Annotated in this window: 17 protein-coding genes; 7 read left to right on the forward strand and 10 right to left on the reverse strand. The window is 68.5% G+C overall.

Going from position 1 to position 18,386, the window contains the following annotated elements:
* Position 1 precedes the first annotated feature (1 nt).
* Positions 2 to 1,495 carry an NAD-dependent succinate-semialdehyde dehydrogenase gene (locus ACFVVI_RS04095; RefSeq protein WP_387443062.1) on the reverse strand — a complete coding sequence of 498 codons (1,494 nt, stop codon included), beginning with the start codon at positions 1,493 to 1,495 and terminating at the stop codon, positions 2 to 4.
* A gap of 106 nt (positions 1,496 to 1,601) precedes the next feature.
* On the opposite strand from ACFVVI_RS04095, the gene ACFVVI_RS04100 reads away from it, so the two are divergent.
* Both ACFVVI_RS04100 and ACFVVI_RS04105 read left to right on the forward strand, forming a co-directional pair.
* On the forward strand, positions 1,602 to 2,843 hold the full coding sequence (locus ACFVVI_RS04100; protein ID WP_387443065.1) for an aspartate aminotransferase family protein: 1,242 nt from the start codon (positions 1,602 to 1,604) through the stop codon (positions 2,841 to 2,843).
* Positions 2,844 to 2,937: 94 nt separating this feature from the next.
* Positions 2,938 to 3,432 (forward strand): DUF3830 family protein, encoded by a 495-nt coding sequence (locus tag ACFVVI_RS04105; RefSeq protein WP_378995259.1) that lies wholly within the window; start codon positions 2,938 to 2,940, stop codon positions 3,430 to 3,432.
* A 67-nt stretch (positions 3,433 to 3,499) separates the two neighbouring features.
* On the opposite strand, the gene ACFVVI_RS04110 is transcribed toward ACFVVI_RS04105, so the two are convergent.
* Both ACFVVI_RS04110 and ACFVVI_RS04115 read right to left on the reverse strand, forming a co-directional pair.
* Positions 3,500 to 4,894, reverse strand: coding sequence for an amidase (locus ACFVVI_RS04110; RefSeq protein WP_387443067.1), 1,395 nt, complete (start codon positions 4,892 to 4,894; stop codon positions 3,500 to 3,502).
* A gap of 12 nt (positions 4,895 to 4,906) precedes the next feature.
* A complete protein-coding gene (locus ACFVVI_RS04115; RefSeq protein WP_378995255.1) occupies positions 4,907 to 5,872 on the reverse strand; it encodes a D-2-hydroxyacid dehydrogenase in 966 nt (321 codons plus the stop codon).
* 86 nt (positions 5,873 to 5,958) lie between these two features.
* Here ACFVVI_RS04115 and ACFVVI_RS04120 point away from each other — a divergent pair, with 86 nt between their 5' ends.
* The 4 genes from ACFVVI_RS04120 (at position 5,959) to ACFVVI_RS04135 (ending at position 9,152) form a co-directional block, all read left to right on the forward strand.
* Positions 5,959 to 6,699 (forward strand): Asp/Glu/hydantoin racemase, encoded by a 741-nt coding sequence (locus tag ACFVVI_RS04120; RefSeq protein ID WP_378995253.1) that lies wholly within the window; start codon positions 5,959 to 5,961, stop codon positions 6,697 to 6,699.
* 76 nt (positions 6,700 to 6,775) lie between these two features.
* Positions 6,776 to 7,507 carry a maleate cis-trans isomerase gene (locus ACFVVI_RS04125; protein WP_387443069.1) on the forward strand — a complete coding sequence of 244 codons (732 nt, stop codon included), beginning with the start codon at positions 6,776 to 6,778 and terminating at the stop codon, positions 7,505 to 7,507.
* On the forward strand, positions 7,494 to 8,150 hold the full coding sequence (locus tag ACFVVI_RS04130) for a GntR family transcriptional regulator (RefSeq protein WP_378995249.1): 657 nt from the start codon (positions 7,494 to 7,496) through the stop codon (positions 8,148 to 8,150). Before ACFVVI_RS04125 ends, ACFVVI_RS04130 begins: the two co-directional genes overlap by 14 nt.
* Positions 8,151 to 8,297: 147 nt before the next feature.
* Positions 8,298 to 9,152 carry an isocitrate lyase/phosphoenolpyruvate mutase family protein gene (locus ACFVVI_RS04135; protein WP_387443071.1) on the forward strand — a complete coding sequence of 285 codons (855 nt, stop codon included), beginning with the start codon at positions 8,298 to 8,300 and terminating at the stop codon, positions 9,150 to 9,152.
* Between the two features lie 25 nt (positions 9,153 to 9,177).
* Here ACFVVI_RS04135 and ACFVVI_RS04140 read toward each other — a convergent pair whose 3' ends face one another.
* On the reverse strand, positions 9,178 to 9,804 hold the full coding sequence (locus ACFVVI_RS04140) for a DUF305 domain-containing protein (RefSeq protein ID WP_387443073.1): 627 nt from the start codon (positions 9,802 to 9,804) through the stop codon (positions 9,178 to 9,180).
* Entirely contained in the window at positions 9,801 to 11,450 is a 1,650-nt protein-coding gene (locus tag ACFVVI_RS04145; RefSeq protein ID WP_387443075.1) for an LVIVD repeat-containing protein, read from the reverse strand. Before ACFVVI_RS04145 ends, ACFVVI_RS04140 begins: the two co-directional genes overlap by 4 nt.
* A 229-nt stretch (positions 11,451 to 11,679) precedes the next feature.
* Between ACFVVI_RS04145 and ACFVVI_RS04150 the strand changes: the two genes are divergently transcribed.
* Positions 11,680 to 13,422: a BCCT family transporter gene (locus tag ACFVVI_RS04150; protein ID WP_387443076.1), complete on the forward strand. Its 1,743-nt coding sequence runs from the start codon at positions 11,680 to 11,682 to the stop codon at positions 13,420 to 13,422.
* On the opposite strand, the gene ACFVVI_RS04155 is transcribed toward ACFVVI_RS04150, so the two are convergent.
* From ACFVVI_RS04155 to ACFVVI_RS04175, 5 genes are all read right to left on the reverse strand, one after another.
* Positions 13,419 to 14,339, reverse strand: a complete 921-nt coding sequence (locus ACFVVI_RS04155) for a 3-methyladenine DNA glycosylase (RefSeq protein ID WP_387443077.1) — start codon at positions 14,337 to 14,339, stop codon at positions 13,419 to 13,421. The two genes, ACFVVI_RS04150 and ACFVVI_RS04155, sit on opposite strands and share 4 nt — an antisense overlap.
* Before the next feature lie 147 nt (positions 14,340 to 14,486).
* Positions 14,487 to 15,566: a phosphotransferase family protein gene (locus ACFVVI_RS04160; RefSeq protein WP_387443079.1), complete on the reverse strand. Its 1,080-nt coding sequence runs from the start codon at positions 15,564 to 15,566 to the stop codon at positions 14,487 to 14,489.
* Entirely contained in the window at positions 15,563 to 16,312 is a 750-nt protein-coding gene (locus ACFVVI_RS04165) for an SDR family oxidoreductase (RefSeq protein WP_387443081.1), read from the reverse strand. Before ACFVVI_RS04165 ends, ACFVVI_RS04160 begins: the two co-directional genes overlap by 4 nt.
* Positions 16,309 to 17,100 (reverse strand): SDR family NAD(P)-dependent oxidoreductase, encoded by a 792-nt coding sequence (locus ACFVVI_RS04170; protein ID WP_378995230.1) that lies wholly within the window; start codon positions 17,098 to 17,100, stop codon positions 16,309 to 16,311. Before ACFVVI_RS04170 ends, ACFVVI_RS04165 begins: the two co-directional genes overlap by 4 nt.
* 2 nt (positions 17,101 to 17,102) lie before the next feature.
* The gene (locus ACFVVI_RS04175) at positions 17,103 to 18,362 is read right to left on the reverse strand and encodes an acyl-CoA dehydrogenase family protein (protein WP_378995227.1); all 1,260 of its coding nucleotides are present in this window, start codon (positions 18,360 to 18,362) and stop codon (positions 17,103 to 17,105) included.
* Positions 18,363 to 18,386: the final 24 nt, after the last annotated feature.

Here is an 18,386-nt window from a genome sequence, read left to right on the forward strand (position 1 = left end):
CCTAAACCTTGACGCCGATGTATTTGGTCTCGAGGAATTCGTCGATCCCGGTGAAACCGCCCTCACGCCCGAGCCCCGATTCCTTCACCCCGCCGAACGGCGCGGCCGGATTGGAGACCACGCCCTGGTTCAGACCGACCATTCCCGTGTCGAGCGCTTCGCAGACGCGCAGGCCGCGACGCAGGTTCTCGGTGAACACGTACGCCACCAGCCCGTACGGGGTGTCGTTGGCGCGGGTGATCGCCTCGTCCTCGGTGTCGAACGTGCCGATCGCGGCGACGGGTCCGAAGATCTCGGTGTGGCACAACTCGGCGTCGTCGGGCACGCCGGTGAGCACAGTCGCCGGGTAGAAGGTGCCCGGTCCGTCGATCGCCGTGCCACCGAGCCGCACCTGGGCGCCGCGCTGCCGGGCGTCGGCCACGAGGTGTTCCACCTTGGCCACGGCCTCGGCGTCGATGAGCGGCCCGACGACAACGCCCGGCTCGGTGCCACGGCCCATCGGCAATGCCGCCATCCGCGTGGCCAGTCGTTCGGCGAATTCCGCAGCGATGCCGCGCTGCACCAGAATTCGGTTCGCGGCCGTACAGGCCTGGCCGATGTTGCGCATCTTGGCGGCGAGCGCGCCCTCGACCGCTTCGTCGAGATCGGCATCGTCGAACACCAGCAGCGGTGCGTTGCCGCCGAGTTCCATCGAGGTGCGCATCACGGTGCGGGCGCACTGTTCCAGGAGAAGTTTCCCGATGGCGGTGGACCCGGTGAAGGAGAGTTTCCGGGAGCGCGGATCGGCGATGAGCGGTGTCATCAGCGCGCCGGGGTCGGCGGTGGTCACCACATTGACCACACCATCGGGCACACCCGCCTCGGCCAGGATCGCCGCGAGCGCCAGCATCGACAGCGGTGTTTGTTCGGCGGGCTTCACCACACAGGTGCAGCCGGCGGCCAGCGCGGGCGCGATCTTGCGGGCGCCCATCGCCATCGGGAAGTTCCACGGCGTGATGAGCAGACTCGGCCCCACCGGCTGCTTCGTCACCAGAAACCGGGATCCCCCCGTCGGCGCGGGCATGTACCCGCCGTCGAGGCGGACGGCTTCCTCGGCGAACCAGCGGAAGAACTCCGCGGCGTAGGCGATTTCGCCCTGCGCCTCGGCGACCGGCTTGCCCATCTCGAGCGTCATGACCAGGGCGAGGCGTTCGGTGTCGGCCAGCAGCGCGTGGTGCGCGCGCATAAGGACGTCGCTGCGGGTGCGGGCCGGGGTGTGGGCCCAGGCGGCCTGGGCGGCGGCGGCCGCGGCGAGCGCGTCGAGTCCGTCGGACGCGGTCGCGTCCGCCACCACGCACAGCTGCGCGCCGGTCGCGGGATCGAGGACGGGCAGCGTGGCGACGGACTCACGCCATCGGCCCCCGATGAACAACCCCCGCGGAACGCTGTCGATCGCGGCCCGCTCGGCGGCGCTCAGGATGTCGAGCAGCTGCGCGCTGCCCCCGGACTCGTCCATGCGGTGCCTGCCTCCCGACGCGGTGGATCAACCGTTGCTGTGAACCCTGCCGCCATGTTATGCATATTGTCAACAATCCGACAATAGACAATCTGGGGAGTCCTTGATGACCGAGCTGTCTCCCGTCCTGAAGCAGGCCACGCCCGTCCACGTCGACCACGGCGCAGGCTGCTACCTCTACGACACCGACGGTCGCCGCTACCTGGATTTCACCGCCGGGATCGGCGTCACCAGTACTGGGCACTGTCACCCCACCGTGGTCGCGGCGGCGCAGGCCCAGGTCGCCAGCCTGATCCACGGCCAATACACCACGGTGCTGCACCGACCGCTGCTCGAGCTCACCGAGCGCCTCGGCGCGGTGCTGCCCGAGGGTTTGGACACGCTGTTCTTCGCCAATTCCGGCAGCGAGGCGGTCGAGGCCGCGCTGCGTCTGGCCCGCCAAGCCACCGGGCGCCCGAACGTGGTCGTCTTCCACGGCGGATTTCACGGCCGCACCGTCGCCGCGGCGACCATGACCACCTCGGGGACCCGGTTCTCGGCGGGGTTCAGCCCGCTGATGTCCGGGGTGCACGTGGCCCCGTTTCCGACCGCCTTCCGCTACGGGTGGAGCGAAGCCGAAGCCACCGATTTCGCGCTGCGTGAGCTCGACTACCTGCTCGCCACCCTCACCTCGCCCGCCGAGACCGCCGCGTTCATCGTCGAACCGGTGCTCGGCGAGGGCGGCTACATCCCCGGCAACACCCGCTTCTTCCAGGGCCTGCGCGAGCGCGCCGACCGGCACGGCATCCTGCTGGTCTTCGACGAGATCCAGACCGGCTTCGGCCGGACCGGAAAGTTCTTCGGCCACCAGCACTTCGACGTGCGCCCCGACGTGATCACCATCGCCAAGGGGTTGGCCAGCGGGTTCCCGCTGTCGGGCATCGCGGCGTCGCGGGAGTTGATGGCCAAGGCCTGGCCTGGCTCACAGGGCGGGACCTACGGCGGCAACGCGGTGGCCTGTGCCGCCGCGGTCGCGACACTCGAGGTGATCGAGGCCGAGGGTCTCGTCGACAACGCCGCCGTTCGTGGAGCGCAATTGCTCTCCGGCGTCGAGAGTCTCGCCACGAAGGCGATCGGGGACGTCCGTGGCCTCGGTCTGCTCGTCGGCGCCGAGTTCACCACGCCGACCGGCGAACCCGACACCGCGACGGCATCAGCCGCCCAGAAGGCCGCCGTCGACAAGGGGCTGCTGCTGCTCACCTGCGGGGCGCACATGAACGTCGTGCGCATGATTCCGCCGCTGATCGTCACCGAAACTCAGGTGCAGGATGCCCTGGCGATCTGGTCGGAAGTCCTCGCCGAGCTGTAGTCCGCCACGCTGTCCCCGCTCGGGTTCCGGGCGGGGACTCGCACCACAACCGGGACAATCCCGAAATCCCGCACCGCACAGGAAGCAGGAGCCGATGGCCCGCTACATGAGCATCACCCTCACCGAAGCCGGCGTCACCTGCCGCGCGCGCCTGCTCGACGACGAGGCTCCGCGCACGTGTGCCGCCGTCTGGGCTGCGCTCCCGCAGGAGGGCGACGCCTTCCACGCCAAATACGCCCGCAACGAGGTCTACGCGCTGGTGCCCCGTATCACCGCGGCCCCGCATCGCGAAAACCCCACCGTCACACCGATTCCCGGCGACGTCTGCCTCTTCGACTTCGAACCGTGGGAAATCGGCAACCCCGCCTACGGCTACGAACCGGGCTCCGCCGCCCATCACGCCCAGGGCGCCACCGACCTCGCCCTGTTCTACGGCCGCAACAATCTCCTGATCAACGGCGACCTCGGCTGGGTTCCCGGCAGCGTCTTCGCCACCATCGAGGACGGTCTCGCGGACTTGGCGGCCGCCTGCAACGGGTTGTGGTTGCGCGGTGTCGAGGGTGAGACGCTGGCTTTCGCCCGCGCCTGACCGAGCGACCGCTCCGACGCCGTCGAATCCCTCGGCGGCGTCGAAAGAGGTGAGCGCCGTAGATATTTCAGGAGTTCAGCACGAACTCGGCGTGCCTGGCCACCGCGAGGATCAAGTCATCGGAGTGCCGGGGTCCCACGATCTGCAAGCCCACCGGCATTCCGGTGCGAGTCGTGCCGACCGGGATGCTGATGGCGGGCTGCTGCGTCATATTGAACGGGTAGGTGAACGGGGTCCAGTCCGGCCAGCCGCGCAGTCCGCTGCCCGGCGGCACATCGTGTCCGGCCTCGAACGCGGTGATCGGCATGGTCGGGGTGATCAGCACGTCGTAGGCGGTGTGGAAGGTGCCCATCGTGATACCGACTTCCGCCGCGACATGGCGGGCGTCGAGATAGTCCACGGCGCTGACAGCTTCGCCGCGAGCCCAGACCGCGCCCAAACCGGGATCCACCTTCGCCCGGGACCCGGCTGGGAACTTCGACAGCATGGTTGCCGCACCCGCCGCCCACAGGGTTTCGAAGGCCTCGCGCGGGTCGGCGAATCCGGGATCGACCGCATCGATGGTCAGATCGGCCTCGGCCAACCGCTGCACCGCCTTCTCGACGATCTCGGCCACCTCCGGATCCACCTGTGCGTACCCGAGCGTGGCGGAATAGCCGACCGACAGCCCGCGCACATCCCGCTGTATCTGACTGCGGAAGGTTGTCAAGGTGGGGGCCAGCGCGGTCGGGTCACGCGGATCCGGCAGCGACAGGATATCCATCAGCAGCGCCGCGTCCTCGACGGTGCGCGTCATCGGCCCGGCATGGGCGAGGGGCCCGAACGGGCTGGCCGGGTAGAGCGGCACCCGCCCGTGCGTCGGTTTGAAGCCGACGATCCCGCAGAACGAGGCCGGAATACGGATGCTGCCGCCACCGTCGGTGCCCACCGACACCGGCGTCATCCCACCCGCCACCGCCGCCGCGCTGCCACCGGACGATCCGCCCGCGGTCGTCGCGGGATCGGCGGGATTGCGGGTGACGCCGGTGAGTGGACTGTCGGTGACGCCCTTCCAGGCGATCTCCGGGGTGGTCGTCTTGCCGACGAACACCATCCCGTCCTCGCGCAGCCGAGCGGCGACCGGGCTGTCCACCAGCCACGGCCCGCCGGCGTCGACGCAGGTGGAACCACGCAGGGTCGGCCAGCCTTCGGTCAGAAAGATGTCCTTGATGGAAATCGGCACGCCGTCGAGTAACCCGCGCGGATGGCCCGACTGCCAGCGTGCCTCGGAGTCCTTCGCCTGCACCAGCGCCCGGTCCGGATCGACCAGGCAGAACGCGTTGAGCGCGCCGTCGCGGGCCGCGATGACATCCAGGCAGGCTTGCGCTGCCTCGACGGGGGACAGCTGCCCGGCCGCATAGGCCGAGACCAGCTGAACCGCCGTCATCACGGTGGGATCGGTGGGGAGATCGGGCTGCGTCATGGCGGGGCTCCTTCAGCCGGGCACGTACCCGAGCGTCTTGTCGACAACGTTGTCCAGCGGCAGTCCGGCTGCCCACCTGCCGAAATTGTCGGTGAATGCGCGGACGATCTCGGTGCGCCAGCCGTGGAAATCGCCCGAATTATGTGGCGTGAGCACCACGTTCGGAAGGTCCCAGAGCGGATGGTCCGCGGGCAGCGGTTCCGGATCCACCACGTCCAGTGCGGCCGCGGCGATCGAACCGTTGCCGAGTGCGGCTACGAGATCGTCGGTAACCACTGATTCCCCGCGCCCGACGTTGACAAACCTGGCATGCGGTTTCATGGCCGCGAACGCGGCGGCATCGAACATGTGCCGGGTCTGCGCGGTGAGCGGCGCGATCGCGATCACGTAGTCGGCGCCGGGCAGTTCGGCGTGCAGGTCGTCGCTGATGGTGCCGAAATCCGGGTCGCCGGAGCGGGCGCGGCGCCCGACCCCGCGCACCGTCATGCCCGCGGCGCGCAGCAATCGCGCGGTGGTGCGGCCGATCGAGCCGGTCCCGACGATCAGTGCCGTGGTTCCGGCCACGCGTTCGGATTCGCGGTGTCGCCACTCGTGCCGCTGCTGTAACCGGATCGAGCCGGGCAGGTCCTTGGCGAACGAGATGATCTGTCCGAGGACGTATTCGGCGATGGCCGTATCGAAGACATTGCGGGTGTTGGTGACCACCACCTCGGACGCGCGCAGCTCCGGGAACATCACCGGGTCCACGCCCACACCGCCCATGTGCAGCCAGCGCAGGCGATCGGCGCTGGGCCACGCACCGGGAACGGCGCGAGTCTGGAAGTCGTAGACGAACAGCACATCGGCGCCGTGTAGCGCATCGGCGAGCCCGTCGGCCTCGGTGTAGCGCACGTCGGCGCGCTCGGCAACGGGGGCCATGAGGTCCGATTCGGGCAGGCTGTCACGATGTAGGACGGTGACAATCGGCCCGTTTTCCACATTGACACCGTACGATCAGATCGTATGATTGTCAACAATCCGATCGTGTTCGGAGGTCTGCCCGGCTGAGCGCGAGAGGGGCCGCAGTGGAGTTCAGCTTCCCGGACATCGACGGGCCGGTAGCCCAACGAGGTATCGGCGTGATCGCGCCGTTCGACCTCGCCCTCGAACGGGAACTGTGGCGGTGGGCGCCCCTCGAGGTGAGTCTGCACCTGGCCCGCACACCCTATGAACCGGTGCCGGTGTCCCTGGCGATGGCCGAACTCGTGTCCAATCCGCTGCATCTCACGGCGGCCACCCACGACGTGCTGCACGTGGAACCGGAGGTCGTTGCCTACCTGTGTACTTCGGGCAGTTTCATCAACGGTCTCGCCTACGAACGATCCCTGCGGGAAACGATCTGCCTGGCCGGCGCACCGGATGCGGTGACCACCTCCGGCGCCTTGGTGGAAGCGATCAAGCACCTCAACATCACCCGGATGTCGGTGATCACCCCGTACGACGAGATCCTCACCGGCAAACTGCACGACTTCCTCGACGAAGCGGGCTGCACCACGATCAAGTCCGATCATCTCGGGCTCGGCGGCGGCATCTGGAAGGTCAACTACCGCACCATCGCCGAACGGATACTCGGCGCCGACGACCCCCGCTCGGAAGCGATCTTCGTCAGCTGCACCAACCTGCCGACCTACGACGTGATCGAGCCACTCGAACAGGCACTCGGCAAACCCGTCCTCACCGCCAACCAACTGACCATGTGGGCCTGCCTCGGCCGGATGAAACTCCCGATGATGGGCCCAGGTAAATGGCTCGTCAATGTCTTCTAGTCGAACGTGGACGCGACATTCTGCCCAGGTAAATGGCTCGTCAATGTCTTCTGAACGGTCTTCTGAACGGAGCGAGATGCACACGCCGACCATCGGATTCATCTACCCCGACCACGCCGCCGAGGACGACTACCCGCGTGCCGCGGCCCTGCTCGGCGCCGCGTTGCCGGTGGCCCACATCTACGGCACCGACCTGCACGCCGTTCCCGAACTGCTCGATCTGGGCAGCCCGGAGAAGCTGAGCCACGGCGCTTCGTTGCTCGCGGCCGAAGACCCCGCCGCCGTGGTCTGGGCGTGCACCTCGGGCAGTTTCGTCTACGGGCCACAGGGTGCGCGGGGTCAGGTCGACAGCCTGGCCGAGGCGGCGGGAGTGCCTGCCTCCAGTACGAGTTTCGCGTTCGTCGAAGCGGCGCGGGCGCTCGGTGTGCGGCGCGTGGCCGTGGTCGCGAGCTACCCCGAGGAGGTGGCACGGTTGTTCGTCGACTTCCTCGCCGACGCGGGCATCGACGTGGTGTCGATGTCGAGCGCCGGGATCGACACCGCCGCGGAGGTCGGCACCCTCACTCCCGACCAGGTCCTGACGCTGGCCGTCACCAACGACCACCCCGACGCCCAGGCACTGCTCATCCCGGATACGGCCATGCATACTCTCGAGGTGCTTCCGAAACTCGAGGCCGCGCTCGGCAAGCCGGTGCTGACGGCGAACCAGGTCACCATCTGGGAAGGTCTGCGGCTGGCCGGGGTCACCGCGGTCGCTCCCGAGCTGGGCGCGTTGTTCGCGGAGGAGAGTCGCCATGTCGATCATTGATTTCGAGCCGGTCAATCAGCAGTCCACCGCGGAGATGATCGCCGACCGCCTGCGCGAGGCGATCATGCGCGGTGCGCTGGCACCCGGCGCCCAGCTCGGGGAAGCCGACCTGGCAACCAGTTTCGGTGTCTCCCGCGGACCCGTGCGCGAGGCCATGCAACGTCTCGTGCAAGAGGGCCTGCTGTTCAGCATCCGCAACCGCGGCATCTTCGTCATCGAACTCACCACCGACGACGTCATCGACATCTACCGCGCCCGCACCGCCCTGGAAGGCGGCGCGCTCGACCTCATCCTCGACGGCCGCCGCGACATCGCCTACGCCGCACTGCGACCCAGTGTCACCGCCATGCGGCGCACCGCCGAGGCCGGCGATGCCGCCGGTGTCTCCGACGCCGACCAGGCCTTCCACGAAGCGCTCGTCACCGCCGCCGACAGCCCCCGCCTCGTCCGCGCCGCCCGGACCCTGCTCATCGAAACCCGCATGTGCCTGGGCGCCCTCCAAACCACCTACCCCGACCTGCGCGAACAAGCCGGCGAACACGTCGAACTCCACGAAGCGATCGGCTCGGGTGCACCCGAGCGGGCCCGCGCCCTGCTCGTAGAGCACATGGACGACGCGGTCCGGCGCTTGCGCGACCGCTAGCTGCCGCGGCTCGGGGGAGGGCATCACGGTGTCCGTCCGCAGCCGCAGCCGCAGTGCGCCGAGAGTGAGCGGGCGACGTGCGAGGTGATCGTGCGCGACGGGCACAATGGACCCGTACGATCACCTCGACTCCCCGCAGGAGCTCTCGTGGACAGCGAACAGCGCACACGCGCACAGGCTTTCGTCGATCTGCACCGCGAAGGCTGCTTCCTGCTGCCGAATGCCTGGGATGCGGGGAGTGCGCGAATTCTGGAGTCGGTGGGATTCCCCGCGATCGCGACCACCAGCGCGGGGGTCGCTTTCTCGTTCGGTCGCCCCGACCACGACTTCTTCACCGAGCACGGTGCGCACGGTCGCGTCGATCGTTCGACGATGATGGAGCGGATCCACGAGATCACCACCGCCGTGCGGGTGCCCGTCAGCGCCGATCTCGAGGAGGGGTACGGGCCGGACGCCCAGGAGGTGGCGACCACCCTCTCCCTCGCCATCGACGCCGGTGCGGCGGGCGGCAACATCGAGGACTTCACCGGCGACCGCACCACCCCGCTGTTCGACGAGGTGCATGCGGTGGACCGGGTCCGGGCGGCGCGCGCGGCGGTGGCCGCCAGTGGTGTGCCGTTCGTGCTCGTCGGCCGGACCGACGCGCTGCTGGTGGACGCCGGTCTCGACGAGGCGATCCGGCGCGCCAACTCCTACCTCGCCGCGGGCGCGGACTGCGCCTTCGTTCCCGGGGCGGCCGACGCCGCCACGATCGCCACGCTCGTCGAGGCGATCGACGGACCGCTCAACGTCGTCATGGGCCTGACCGGTGGCGGCCTGTCGATGGCCGAACTCGCCGACCTCGGCGTCCGCCGGGTCACCGTCGGCGGCAGCATCGCCCGACTGCTCTACCGCCACCTCCTCGACGCGGCCACCGAGCTCTCCGAGCACGGCACTTTCACCTACGGCGACACCCAACTCACCCAGACGGCGCTCAACGCCCACTTCACCGCCCGCACCTGACGGGCGAGCTCGCACGGGGGCCTCATCAGGAAGTAGGCCGGGCACCTCGCAGGTCGAGGAGCATGCCGAGGTACCCCATTTCCTGACTTTGGGATTGGGCCATCGCGCGGGCGGCCTGCTTCACCGGACCCGAGGTGAGCAGGGTGTCGGCGGCGCGGGCCATCGTGACGCCGCCCGCGTGATGGCGGTACATCAGTTGCAGGAACAGGGTTTCGGCGTCGGCCGCACGGGCCCCCGCGAGGGTGTCGAGATCGGCGATGGTGGCCATCCCGGGCATCGTGGTCGGTGCGGCGGTCGAGTGGTGGTGGGTTCCCGCCATCCAGGTCATCGGGACATCGGCCGTGGGTGCGGCGCCGGCCAGCTGGGTCCAGCCGAGCAAGGTGCCGATCTCCACGCGCTGAGTGTCGGCGATCTGGTCGGCCAGCCTGCGCACGGTGGGATCCGCGGCCGGGTCGAGGCGCTCGGTGAGGATCAGCGCCTGCTGGTGGTGTGCGGTCATGTCCTGGACGAAGCCCAGCTCCGTCGTGGTGAGAACCGGTGCGGGTGTGGCTGTCTCGGTGACGAACAGCGGTCGCAGGGCCGCGCCGAGCGCCAGCAGGAACAGGACAGCGGCCGCCGCGAACGTCACGCGGATCACCCGGTTCACGGTCACGACCCGACCGTGGACTGCTGGTTCGCGGGCGGTGTGTACACCTCGTTGTCGAGCTGCAACACCATGAACCCGTTGTCGGAGCAGGTGACATACAGCTGATCGCCACGCCACTCCGGCGGGGACAGGCACCAGTCCGTGGACAGGTCGCCGAACGCGATATCGCCTGCCCGGGCGGTCAGCACCTGCGCGGGATCGAACAACCCCTCGGCCATCGACCGCAGTGCCGCCGGGGCGCTCATCACCGGGATGCCGATGATCGAGGCCAGGGCGTGGGGGGAGTTCCAGATCTCGAGATTGCGTCCGGTGCGGGCAGGCGGGTTGAAGTAGGCGATCTCGCGGATGTCGCCGGGATCGCGGACGTCGAACACCCGGATACCGGAGGAGATCCAGCCGCAGGCCAGGGCGGTCGGGTTGTCGGGACGGTCGGCGGTGCAGTAGTGCGATTCGTAGGAGAACGCCGAACCGCCCATCGAGGAACCGATGCCCGCGTCGATATTGTCGGGCAGGTTGATCTCGAGTTTGATCTTCGCGGTGATCCTGGGCGCGCTGTCGTCGGACACGTCGATGAGTTTGACGCCACCGGAGCCGCCCTCGTCGACCGTGAACAGATGGGGCACACCGTCATAGGTCACGGGCACGCTGTGCTGGGTGGCCCAGCCGTCGGTCCAGAATGTGCGGCCGAGGTGGGGGACATGTGGATTCGGGTCGCGGCGTTGCACCGCGCTCACGTCGAGCACGGTGAATCCGCCCAGGGCGGAGATGTAGAGCCGGTTTCCGTCGGGACTCACCCCGAGCCCGTGTGCCTCGATCCCCGTCAGCCCCTGCCAGATCACCCGGGGATTCGCTGGGTCGGTGAGGTCGATCGCACTGAGAAAACCGGGGACCAGGCCCGATGCCCAATAGGTGCGTCCGTCGGGGGAGAAGCCGCCCTCGTGTGTCGTGATCGGCAGCGGCATGAGCAGATTCGAGCCGGTTCCGGGATTGAGCAGCCGGGGATGCGCGCAATCGGAGATGTCGTACACCGACAGGTACCCGGCCCCGATGCCGACCGGCACACCCGTTCCGACGAGCAGTTTGCGAGCCGTGTTGACCTTCAACGTCTCCCAGGTACCTGCCAGCATGGCGGGTTCGGCGAGGGTCGCGGTCAGCCGCGGATTCGCCGGATCGGAGACATCGAGAACCTGGACGCCGGGGTGCTCGCTGAGCATGTTGCCGGGGAAGAACGTGCCCATGTAGGCGCAGTGCTCGAAACTGGTGGAGGTGATGCCCGCTCCGCGCCCGGCGTAGCCCCCGACCATCGACATGTTGCAGCGATAGCCCTGGGTGCTGCGCCCGCTGTCCCGGTCACCGGCGGGCACGTCGCCCTGCAATCCGGTCTCCGGCAGTGATCCGGGCCCACAGTCGGCCCGCGGCACCGCCGTTCGGCCCACATCGAGGAATTCCTGCACCGCGCCCGTCAGGTCGGCGCCGAAATCGGCCGACGCACCGGACGGCAGGCCGACGGCCACGAGTGCGGTGATCGCGGCCGCCGCCACAGCACGCAGCAGCGAATGTCGTCGGCTGTTCGGCGGTGCCGTGCCGGAATCGCCCGGCGGGTACGCGGACCCGGCTTCGGGTCGTGTGTCGGTGTGCGGACGTGATGGCATCGTTGCCCTCCCGAATCAAAGATGCGGACAACACAACTGGCTCAGACAGTTGTGCCGCATCACGAATAGTAAGGCGATCGAATGGTTGCCGAAGGGTGTTTCGGGGAACAGGGTGTGGGGCGGGCTCGTGCTTACCTCGGGTCGCCGCCCATACGCTGTACGGTTGCTCTGCACGACCAGCGCGTCTGAAAAGGCGGGGAGTTTCCGCGATCGGAGAGGACTCGGACCCATGTCGAACGATGTCGTAGGAAGTTCCGGCACCGCACCGCCGCCGGGCGGATCGGTAGCCGATGGGTCGCCGGGCAAGCCCAGGCTGGATCTGCTCATCTTCTGCGCCACCGCGATCGGCGCACTCGCCTTCGTCGCCTGGGGTGTCCTCGACGACGAGAGCCTCGCCTCCGCGGCGAGTACCGCGCAGAAATGGGTCATCACCAATACCGGCTGGTTGTTCGTGCTCACCGCCACCGCGTTCGTGGTGTTCGTGATCTGGCTGGCGGTCAGCCGCTACGGCCGGATCCCGCTGGGCGCCGACGACGAGAAACCCGAATTCCGCACCGTGTCGTGGATCGCGATGATGTTCAGCGCGGGCATGGGCATCGGTCTGATGTTCTGGGGTGTGGCGGAACCGTTGTCGCACTTCGTGAACCCCCCGCCGCATACCGCCGAGCCCGGATCACCGGCCGCCGCGGAAGTCGCCATGGCCACCACGCTGTTCCACTGGACACTGCACCCGTGGGCGATCTACGCCGTCGCGGGCCTGGCCATCGCCTACGGCACGTTCCGAAAAGGCCGCTCGCAGTTGATCTCCTCGGTGTTCCGGCCGCTGCTGGGCCGGCACGCCGACGGGATCGGCGGCCGGGCGATCGACATGATGGCGATCTTCGCGACCCTGTTCGGCTCGGCGGCGTCACTCGGTCTCGGCGCGTTGCAGATCGGCGCGGGCATGGAGTTCAACGGCTGGATCGACGGCATCGGAAAGATCGGTCTGGTGGCGATCATCGCGGGCCTGTCCGTGGCCTTCGTGCTGTCGGCGGTCTCGGGTGTCGAACGCGGCATCCAGTGGCTGTCCAACATCAATATGGTGCTGGCCCTTGCCATCGCGGCGTTCGTGTTCATCGCGGGCCCCACGCTGTTCGTGCTCAATATCCTGCCCACCTCGATCGGCGACTACATCGAGAGCCTGCCGACCATGGCCTCACGCACCGGCGCCGGCGACGACGCGATGCAGACATGGCTGTCGAGCTGGACCATCTTCTACTGGGCCTGGTGGATCTCGTGGACGCCGTTCGTCGGCATGTTCATCGCGCGGATCAGCCGTGGCCGCACCATCCGCCAGTTCGTGACCGGCGTGCTGCTGGTGCCGAGCGTGGTGAGTCTGCTGTGGTTCGCGATCTTCGGTGGCGCGGGCATCGCCGAACAGGCCGAACACGGCGACCTCACCGAACCGGACGGCTCGGTCGATTCGAACTTCGCGCTGTTCCACCTGCTGGACCAGTATCCGATCACCTCGGTGACCACGGTGGTGGTGATGATCCTCGTCGCGATCTTTTTCGTCTCCGGTGCCGACGCGGCCTCCATCGTGATGGGCACACTGTCCGAACGCGGCAGCATCGAACCGTCGAAGTGGGTCGTCATCTTCTGGGGCGCGGCCACCGGCGCGGTCGCCGCGATCATGCTGGTGATCGCCGATTCCGACAATCTCGGCGGCGCTCTGACCGGCCTCCAGGCGTTGACCACCGTGGTGTCGCTGCCGTTCCTGGTGGTGATGGTGGCGATGTGTGTGTCGCTGTACAAGGACCTGCGCGACGACCCGCTGATCCTGCGCATGGATCGCGGCATCGAACTGGTCGAGGTCGCCGTCGACCAGGGTACCGAGCTGCACGAGGGTGACTTCGCCCTCGTCACCGAGGCCTCGCCGGACAAGGTCGACGTCGTCGACGATCCCCCCGTCGCCGGTACCGAACGCGGCTAGTCCGCGGTGTCGATCCTGGCCTGCGCCGACGACAAGTCGGCGCAGGCCAGCCGCAGGCGGTCCCGCAGTGCGTCAGCGGATTCGGCGATCGCCGCCTGGGATCGGACGTACTCCGCGCGTCCGGCCGGTGTTTCGATGCGCACCGGCTCGTAGCCGAAGCCCGACAGATCGTAGGGGCTGGCCCGCATGTCGAGTTCCCGTGCGATGCAAGCGAGTTCGAAGCAATCGAGCAGCAGGTCCGAGGAGATCAGCGGCGCGAGCTTGAATCCCCACTTGTAGAGATCCATATTCGCGTGCAAACACCCCGGCTGCTCCCGCTGCACCTGGTCCGCGCGGGTGAGCGGTTCGGCATTGCGCCCCACCGCCTCCGGCGTGAAGAACCGGAACGCGTCGAAGTGCGTGCACCGCAACGACATCGACTCCACCACCGCGTCCGTCCCCGCGTGTCCCAGACGCAGCGGAACCTGCTGATGCCGCACGTCATCGGTGCGATAGACCATCGCCCATTCGTGCAGCCCGAAACACGACAACTGCGCCGGACGGCGCGCGGTAGCGGTGAGCAGGCCGGACACGAACCCGATCGTGTCGCGCCGCTTGGCCAGGTAGGCCGGGTCGGCCGTGAACACTCCGTGCTCATCCGGATGCTCGGCATACCCCCGCGCACCCTTGTAGTCGCCCGCCGCACGCAGCCCGATCCCGAACCCCGGATGCCACCGACGCAGCTGTGAAGGCTTATGGCCGTAGTAGGTGAAAAGGAAATCGATGACCGGATGGGTGGTCCCCGCCGCCCGCCGCTCCAGATACGGCCCGACCAACCGATCGAGCCGGTCACGATGTGCGCGCGCGGCGGCCCGCCACTCGACCGCCGGTAATACCCGCAAGTCGAGAGCGTGGTCGAGGTCGCCGTCCGTGCTCACCTGGACATTCTCCCGCACCGGCTTTCCCTGGCGAATTCGCCCTGAATCAGGTCTCGGGGCGCGACCCCGGCCGGACTACGCATCTCCTGGGTTGCTCGAACGATCCGGGGACTTCCGCATCCGACGAGATCTGTGGTGCCGACGCGCCTATTTGTCGCGCCGGATGACGGCGCGGCAGCGCCGTTCCAGGAGCAGGACGGCCAGGCCGAAGGAGCGGAAGGCCGGATTGGTGGTCTGGCGGTGATAGTAGCGGTAGTAGATCTGCTGGCAGATCACCGCCAGACGGAACAGGCCGAAGACTTCGTAGAAGGCCCACTCGCGGTCGCTGAGACCGATTCCGGTACGGCGACAATAGTATTCGACCACTTCGTCGCGGGTCAGCATGCCCCGAACGTGGGTGGGCTGGCGCCGGAAGAACTTGAAGGCGAGGTTGTCGTCGGCCTGGACCCAATAAGCCAGGGCGCCGCCGAGATCCATCAGCGGGTCGCCGATGGTGGCCATCTCCCAGTCGAGTAACCCGATCGGACGGGTGGGATCGGCGGGATCGAGCACGATGTTGTCGAAGCGGAAGTCGTTGTGGATCAGCACCGATGCGCGATCGGGCGGTTGGTTGGCGGCCAGCCACGCCATCACGGATTCGAACGAGCCGACAGTGCGGGTGCGGGCGCGGCGATAGCGGTCGGACCAGCCCGACACCTGCCGGGTGATGTAGCCGGGGCCCTTGGACATCCAGTTCAGCCCTGCGGCGGTGGGGTCGATGGTGTGCAGGTCGACGAGCACGTCGAGCACATTGGTGCACAGTGCGTGTACCCGCGATGCTGTCCAGGAGGGGTCGGGCGGGAGTTCCTTCCTGGGGATGAGACCGTCGAGACGTTCCATGAGGTAGAACGGCGAGCCGAGCACAGTGTCGTCCTCGCACAACGCCACTGTCGGCGGCGCGTAGTCGAACACCGGGCCGAGGGCGGTTTGCACGCGGTACTCGCGAGCCATGTCGTGTGCGCCCTCGGCGCGGTGTCCGCCGGGCGGTCTGCGCAGGATCAGATCACGCTCGGGGTACTGCACGAGGTAGGTGAGATTGGAAGCGCCGCCGCAGAATTGGCGCACCTGTGCGATGCCGGTCAGTGATTCGCCTGTTTCGGCGCGTAGCCAATCCGTCAGGGCGGCGACATCGAAGGCATCCTCGGTGCGGACGGCACGGGCATCGGCGGGGGAGGAGAACTCGGTCATGTCAGCCGCCGCAGCAGGGACACGGGGAGCAGCTTCACCACGACCGACAGCGGAACCCATGGCCAGGCCGGGACGTAGGCGACGGGTTTGCGTGCTTGGATCGCGCGGACCATCGCGGCGACGCCGGGCTCGGTGTCGACCAGGAAGGTGGTGCGACCTTCCTTGCCGTCGGTCATCTCCGACCGGATGTAGCCGGGGCAGATCAGGGAGATATCCACGCCGGGAATGCGTTCCGAGCGCAAGCCTTCGGCGAGCGCGGCGACCCCCGCCTTGCTCGCGGCATAGGTGGTCATCGACCGGCGCATGCCGCGCAGTGCGGAGAACGAGGAGATGAGGACCAGGTGGCCACGGCCCTGCGCACGGAACACCGCCAGGGCGTGTTCGCTCTGCGAGAGCGCGCCGACGAAATTGGTGAGGGCGGTGCGCCGGTTGGCCGCGTGCCCACCGGTGCCCAATGGGGCCCCGTGGCCGAGGCCCGCGTTGACCACGACCCGGTCGAGGCCGCCGAATTCGGCCCGGAACTTCTCGAACACGGTCTGCACGGCGGCATCGTCGGTGACGTCGAGCGCGGCGGTGCGCACGACGATGCCGGGGTGGGCGGCGAGGAGTTCGTCGCGCAGCGTGTCGAGGCGGTCGGCCCGGCGGGCGCAGAGCCCGAGATCGTAACCGCGCTCGGCGAATTGGCGGGCCATCTCGGCGCCGAGGCCGGAGCTGGCGCCGGTGATGACGATGGTGCCGGTGCTCATCGGGAGGTCTCCTTGTCGTCGGCGGTCGCGATGCGACGGCCCATGGCGGTCAGTTGCCGGTCGTAGAGCGGGCGCAGCAGTCGTTTCGTCCAGAAGGCCACGCGCCCGGATCGGTCGGTGAGGACGAGGAAGCGGCGCGCGTCGATACCGGCCAGCGCGGCTTCGGCGATGTCGTCGGCGTCGGCCTCGGCGCCGTCGATCAGGCGACGGGCGACCTCGGTCATCAGGGGATCGGCGTTGCCGAGCGAAGACGCCAGATCGGTGCGGAAGAACGACGGGCACACCACCGAGACGTCGATGCCGTGCGGCGCGAGTTCGTAGCGCAGGCTCTCGCTGAGTGCGACGACGGCCGCTTTGGCGGCGGTGTAGGGCGCCATGGCCGGTGGGTGGACGAGTCCCGCCATCGAGGCGATATTGACCAGGTGACCGCCGCCCTGCGCTTCGAACATCGGGGTGAAGGTCCGGCACCCGGTCGCCACGCCGAGGACGTTGACGGTCATGACCCGGGCCCATTCCTCGGCGGGCACCCGGTCGATGCGCCCGCCCGCGGCGATACCCGCGTTGTTGACCAGGATGTCGAGCCCGCCCATGGTGGCCTGCACGGTGTCGCGGGCCCGGTCCCAGTCCTGCTCGGACGTGATGTCCGCGCGCAGATACGAGGCACCCGGCGGGACCACGGCGTCGTCGGCGAGATCGGTGACCACGACGCGGTCACCGCGGGCGGCGAAGCGCCGCGCCAGCGCGGCTCCGAGACCGGAGGCGCCACCGGTGATGAGCACTCTGGACATGGTTACCGCCCCTGCCCGTACTCGGCGAGCTCGAGCCGTCCGACCATGTCCAGATGCACCTCGTCGGGACCGTCGGCCAGGCGGATCGCCCGGGCGGTCGTCCAGGCCGCCGACAGCGGCACATCGTCGGAAAGTCCCGCACCACCGTGGATCTGCATGGCGAAGTCGATGACGTCCTGCGCCATCGACGGCACGTGCGCCTTGATCTGGCTGATCTCGCTGAGCGCGCCGAACGCACCGACGGTATCGAGCTTCCATGCCGCGTGCAGGACGAGCAGGCGCGCGGCGTCGATCGCGATCCGTGCCCGGGCGATGCGTTCCCGGTTGCCGCCGAGCCGGGCCAGTGGCTTGCCGAACGCGGTCCGCGTCGTCGCGCGTTCGCAGGCCGCGGCGAGCGCGGCCTCGGCCAGGCCGATCAGCCGCATGCAGTGATGGACGCGGCCGGGACCCAAACGGCCCTGGGCGATCTCGAACGCTCGGCCGGGACCGAGGACGATGTTCGCGGCGGGCACACGCACGTCGGTGAACGACACCTCACCGTGCCCGAACGGCTCGTCGTAGCGGCCCATCGCGGGCAGCATCCGTTCGATCTTCACGCCCGGAGTGCGGACAGGGACGAGCACCATCGTGTGCCGACGGTGTTTCTCGGCCTCGGGATAGGTCAGGCCCATGAAGAGGACGACCGCGCAGTCACGATGGCCGATACCGGTGGTCCACCATTTGCGGCCGTTCACGACGACGTCGTCGCCGTCGAGGACGGCGGTGGCCGCCATCGTGGTGGCGTCCGAGGAGGCGACGCCGGGTTCGGTCATCCCGAAGGCAGACCGAATGCTGCCGTCGAGCAGCGGTTCGAGCCACCGCTCCCGCTGCGCGGCGTCGCCGTAGTGGAGCAGCACCTCCATGTTCCCGGAATCCGGTGCGTTGCAGTTGAAGACGTGCGGCGCCAGGAACGAGCGCCCGGTCTCCTCGGCGATCGGCGCGTAGTCGACATTGGTGAGGCCGGTGCCGCCGTCGGTCCCGAAGCGCGCGGCGTACCGGCCGGCATGGGCGGCGGGCAGGAACAGATTCCACAGACCCGCCGCGCGGGCCTTGGCGCGCAGCTCGCCGAGCACGGGCAGGGGATCCCACGGGTCGGCGCCGGTCTCGCGCAGCGCGGCCACGCTGCGGTGATAGTCCGCCTCGATCGGGGTGATCTCCTCGGCGATGAAGCCGCGTACTCGGCCGACCAGGTCGGTGGCGCGGGTACTGGGAGCGAAGTCCATGTCTCTGCTTTCGGTGAAAGGGGA

It is taken from the genome of Nocardia sp. NPDC058114, assembly GCF_042884695.1.
Classification (GTDB): Bacteria; Actinomycetota; Actinomycetes; order Mycobacteriales; family Mycobacteriaceae; genus Nocardia.

Bases quoted from the DNA above. Each gene is read 5' to 3' on its own strand.
- ACFVVI_RS04160 (WP_387443079.1), bottom strand. From the start codon at position 15,566: ATGACCGAGTTCTCCTCCCCCGCCGATGCCCGTGCCGTCCGCACCGAG.
- ACFVVI_RS04125 (WP_387443069.1), top strand. From the start codon at position 6,776: ATGCACACGCCGACCATCGGATTCATCTACCCCGACCACGCCGCCGAG.
- ACFVVI_RS04095 (WP_387443062.1), bottom strand. From the start codon at position 1,495: ATGGACGAGTCCGGGGGCAGCGCGCAGCTGCTCGACATCCTGAGCGCC.
- ACFVVI_RS04105 (WP_378995259.1), top strand. From the start codon at position 2,938: ATGGCCCGCTACATGAGCATCACCCTCACCGAAGCCGGCGTCACCTGC.
- ACFVVI_RS04100 (WP_387443065.1), top strand. From the start codon at position 1,602: ATGACCGAGCTGTCTCCCGTCCTGAAGCAGGCCACGCCCGTCCACGTC.
- ACFVVI_RS04145 (WP_387443075.1), bottom strand. From the start codon at position 11,450: ATGCCATCACGTCCGCACACCGACACACGACCCGAAGCCGGGTCCGCG.
- ACFVVI_RS04170 (WP_378995230.1), bottom strand. From the start codon at position 17,100: ATGTCCAGAGTGCTCATCACCGGTGGCGCCTCCGGTCTCGGAGCCGCG.
- ACFVVI_RS04165 (WP_387443081.1), bottom strand. From the start codon at position 16,312: ATGAGCACCGGCACCATCGTCATCACCGGCGCCAGCTCCGGCCTCGGC.
- ACFVVI_RS04150 (WP_387443076.1), top strand. From the start codon at position 11,680: ATGTCGAACGATGTCGTAGGAAGTTCCGGCACCGCACCGCCGCCGGGC.
- ACFVVI_RS04110 (WP_387443067.1), bottom strand. From the start codon at position 4,894: ATGACGCAGCCCGATCTCCCCACCGATCCCACCGTGATGACGGCGGTT.
- ACFVVI_RS04130 (WP_378995249.1), top strand. From the start codon at position 7,494: ATGTCGATCATTGATTTCGAGCCGGTCAATCAGCAGTCCACCGCGGAG.
- ACFVVI_RS04175 (WP_378995227.1), bottom strand. From the start codon at position 18,362: ATGGACTTCGCTCCCAGTACCCGCGCCACCGACCTGGTCGGCCGAGTA.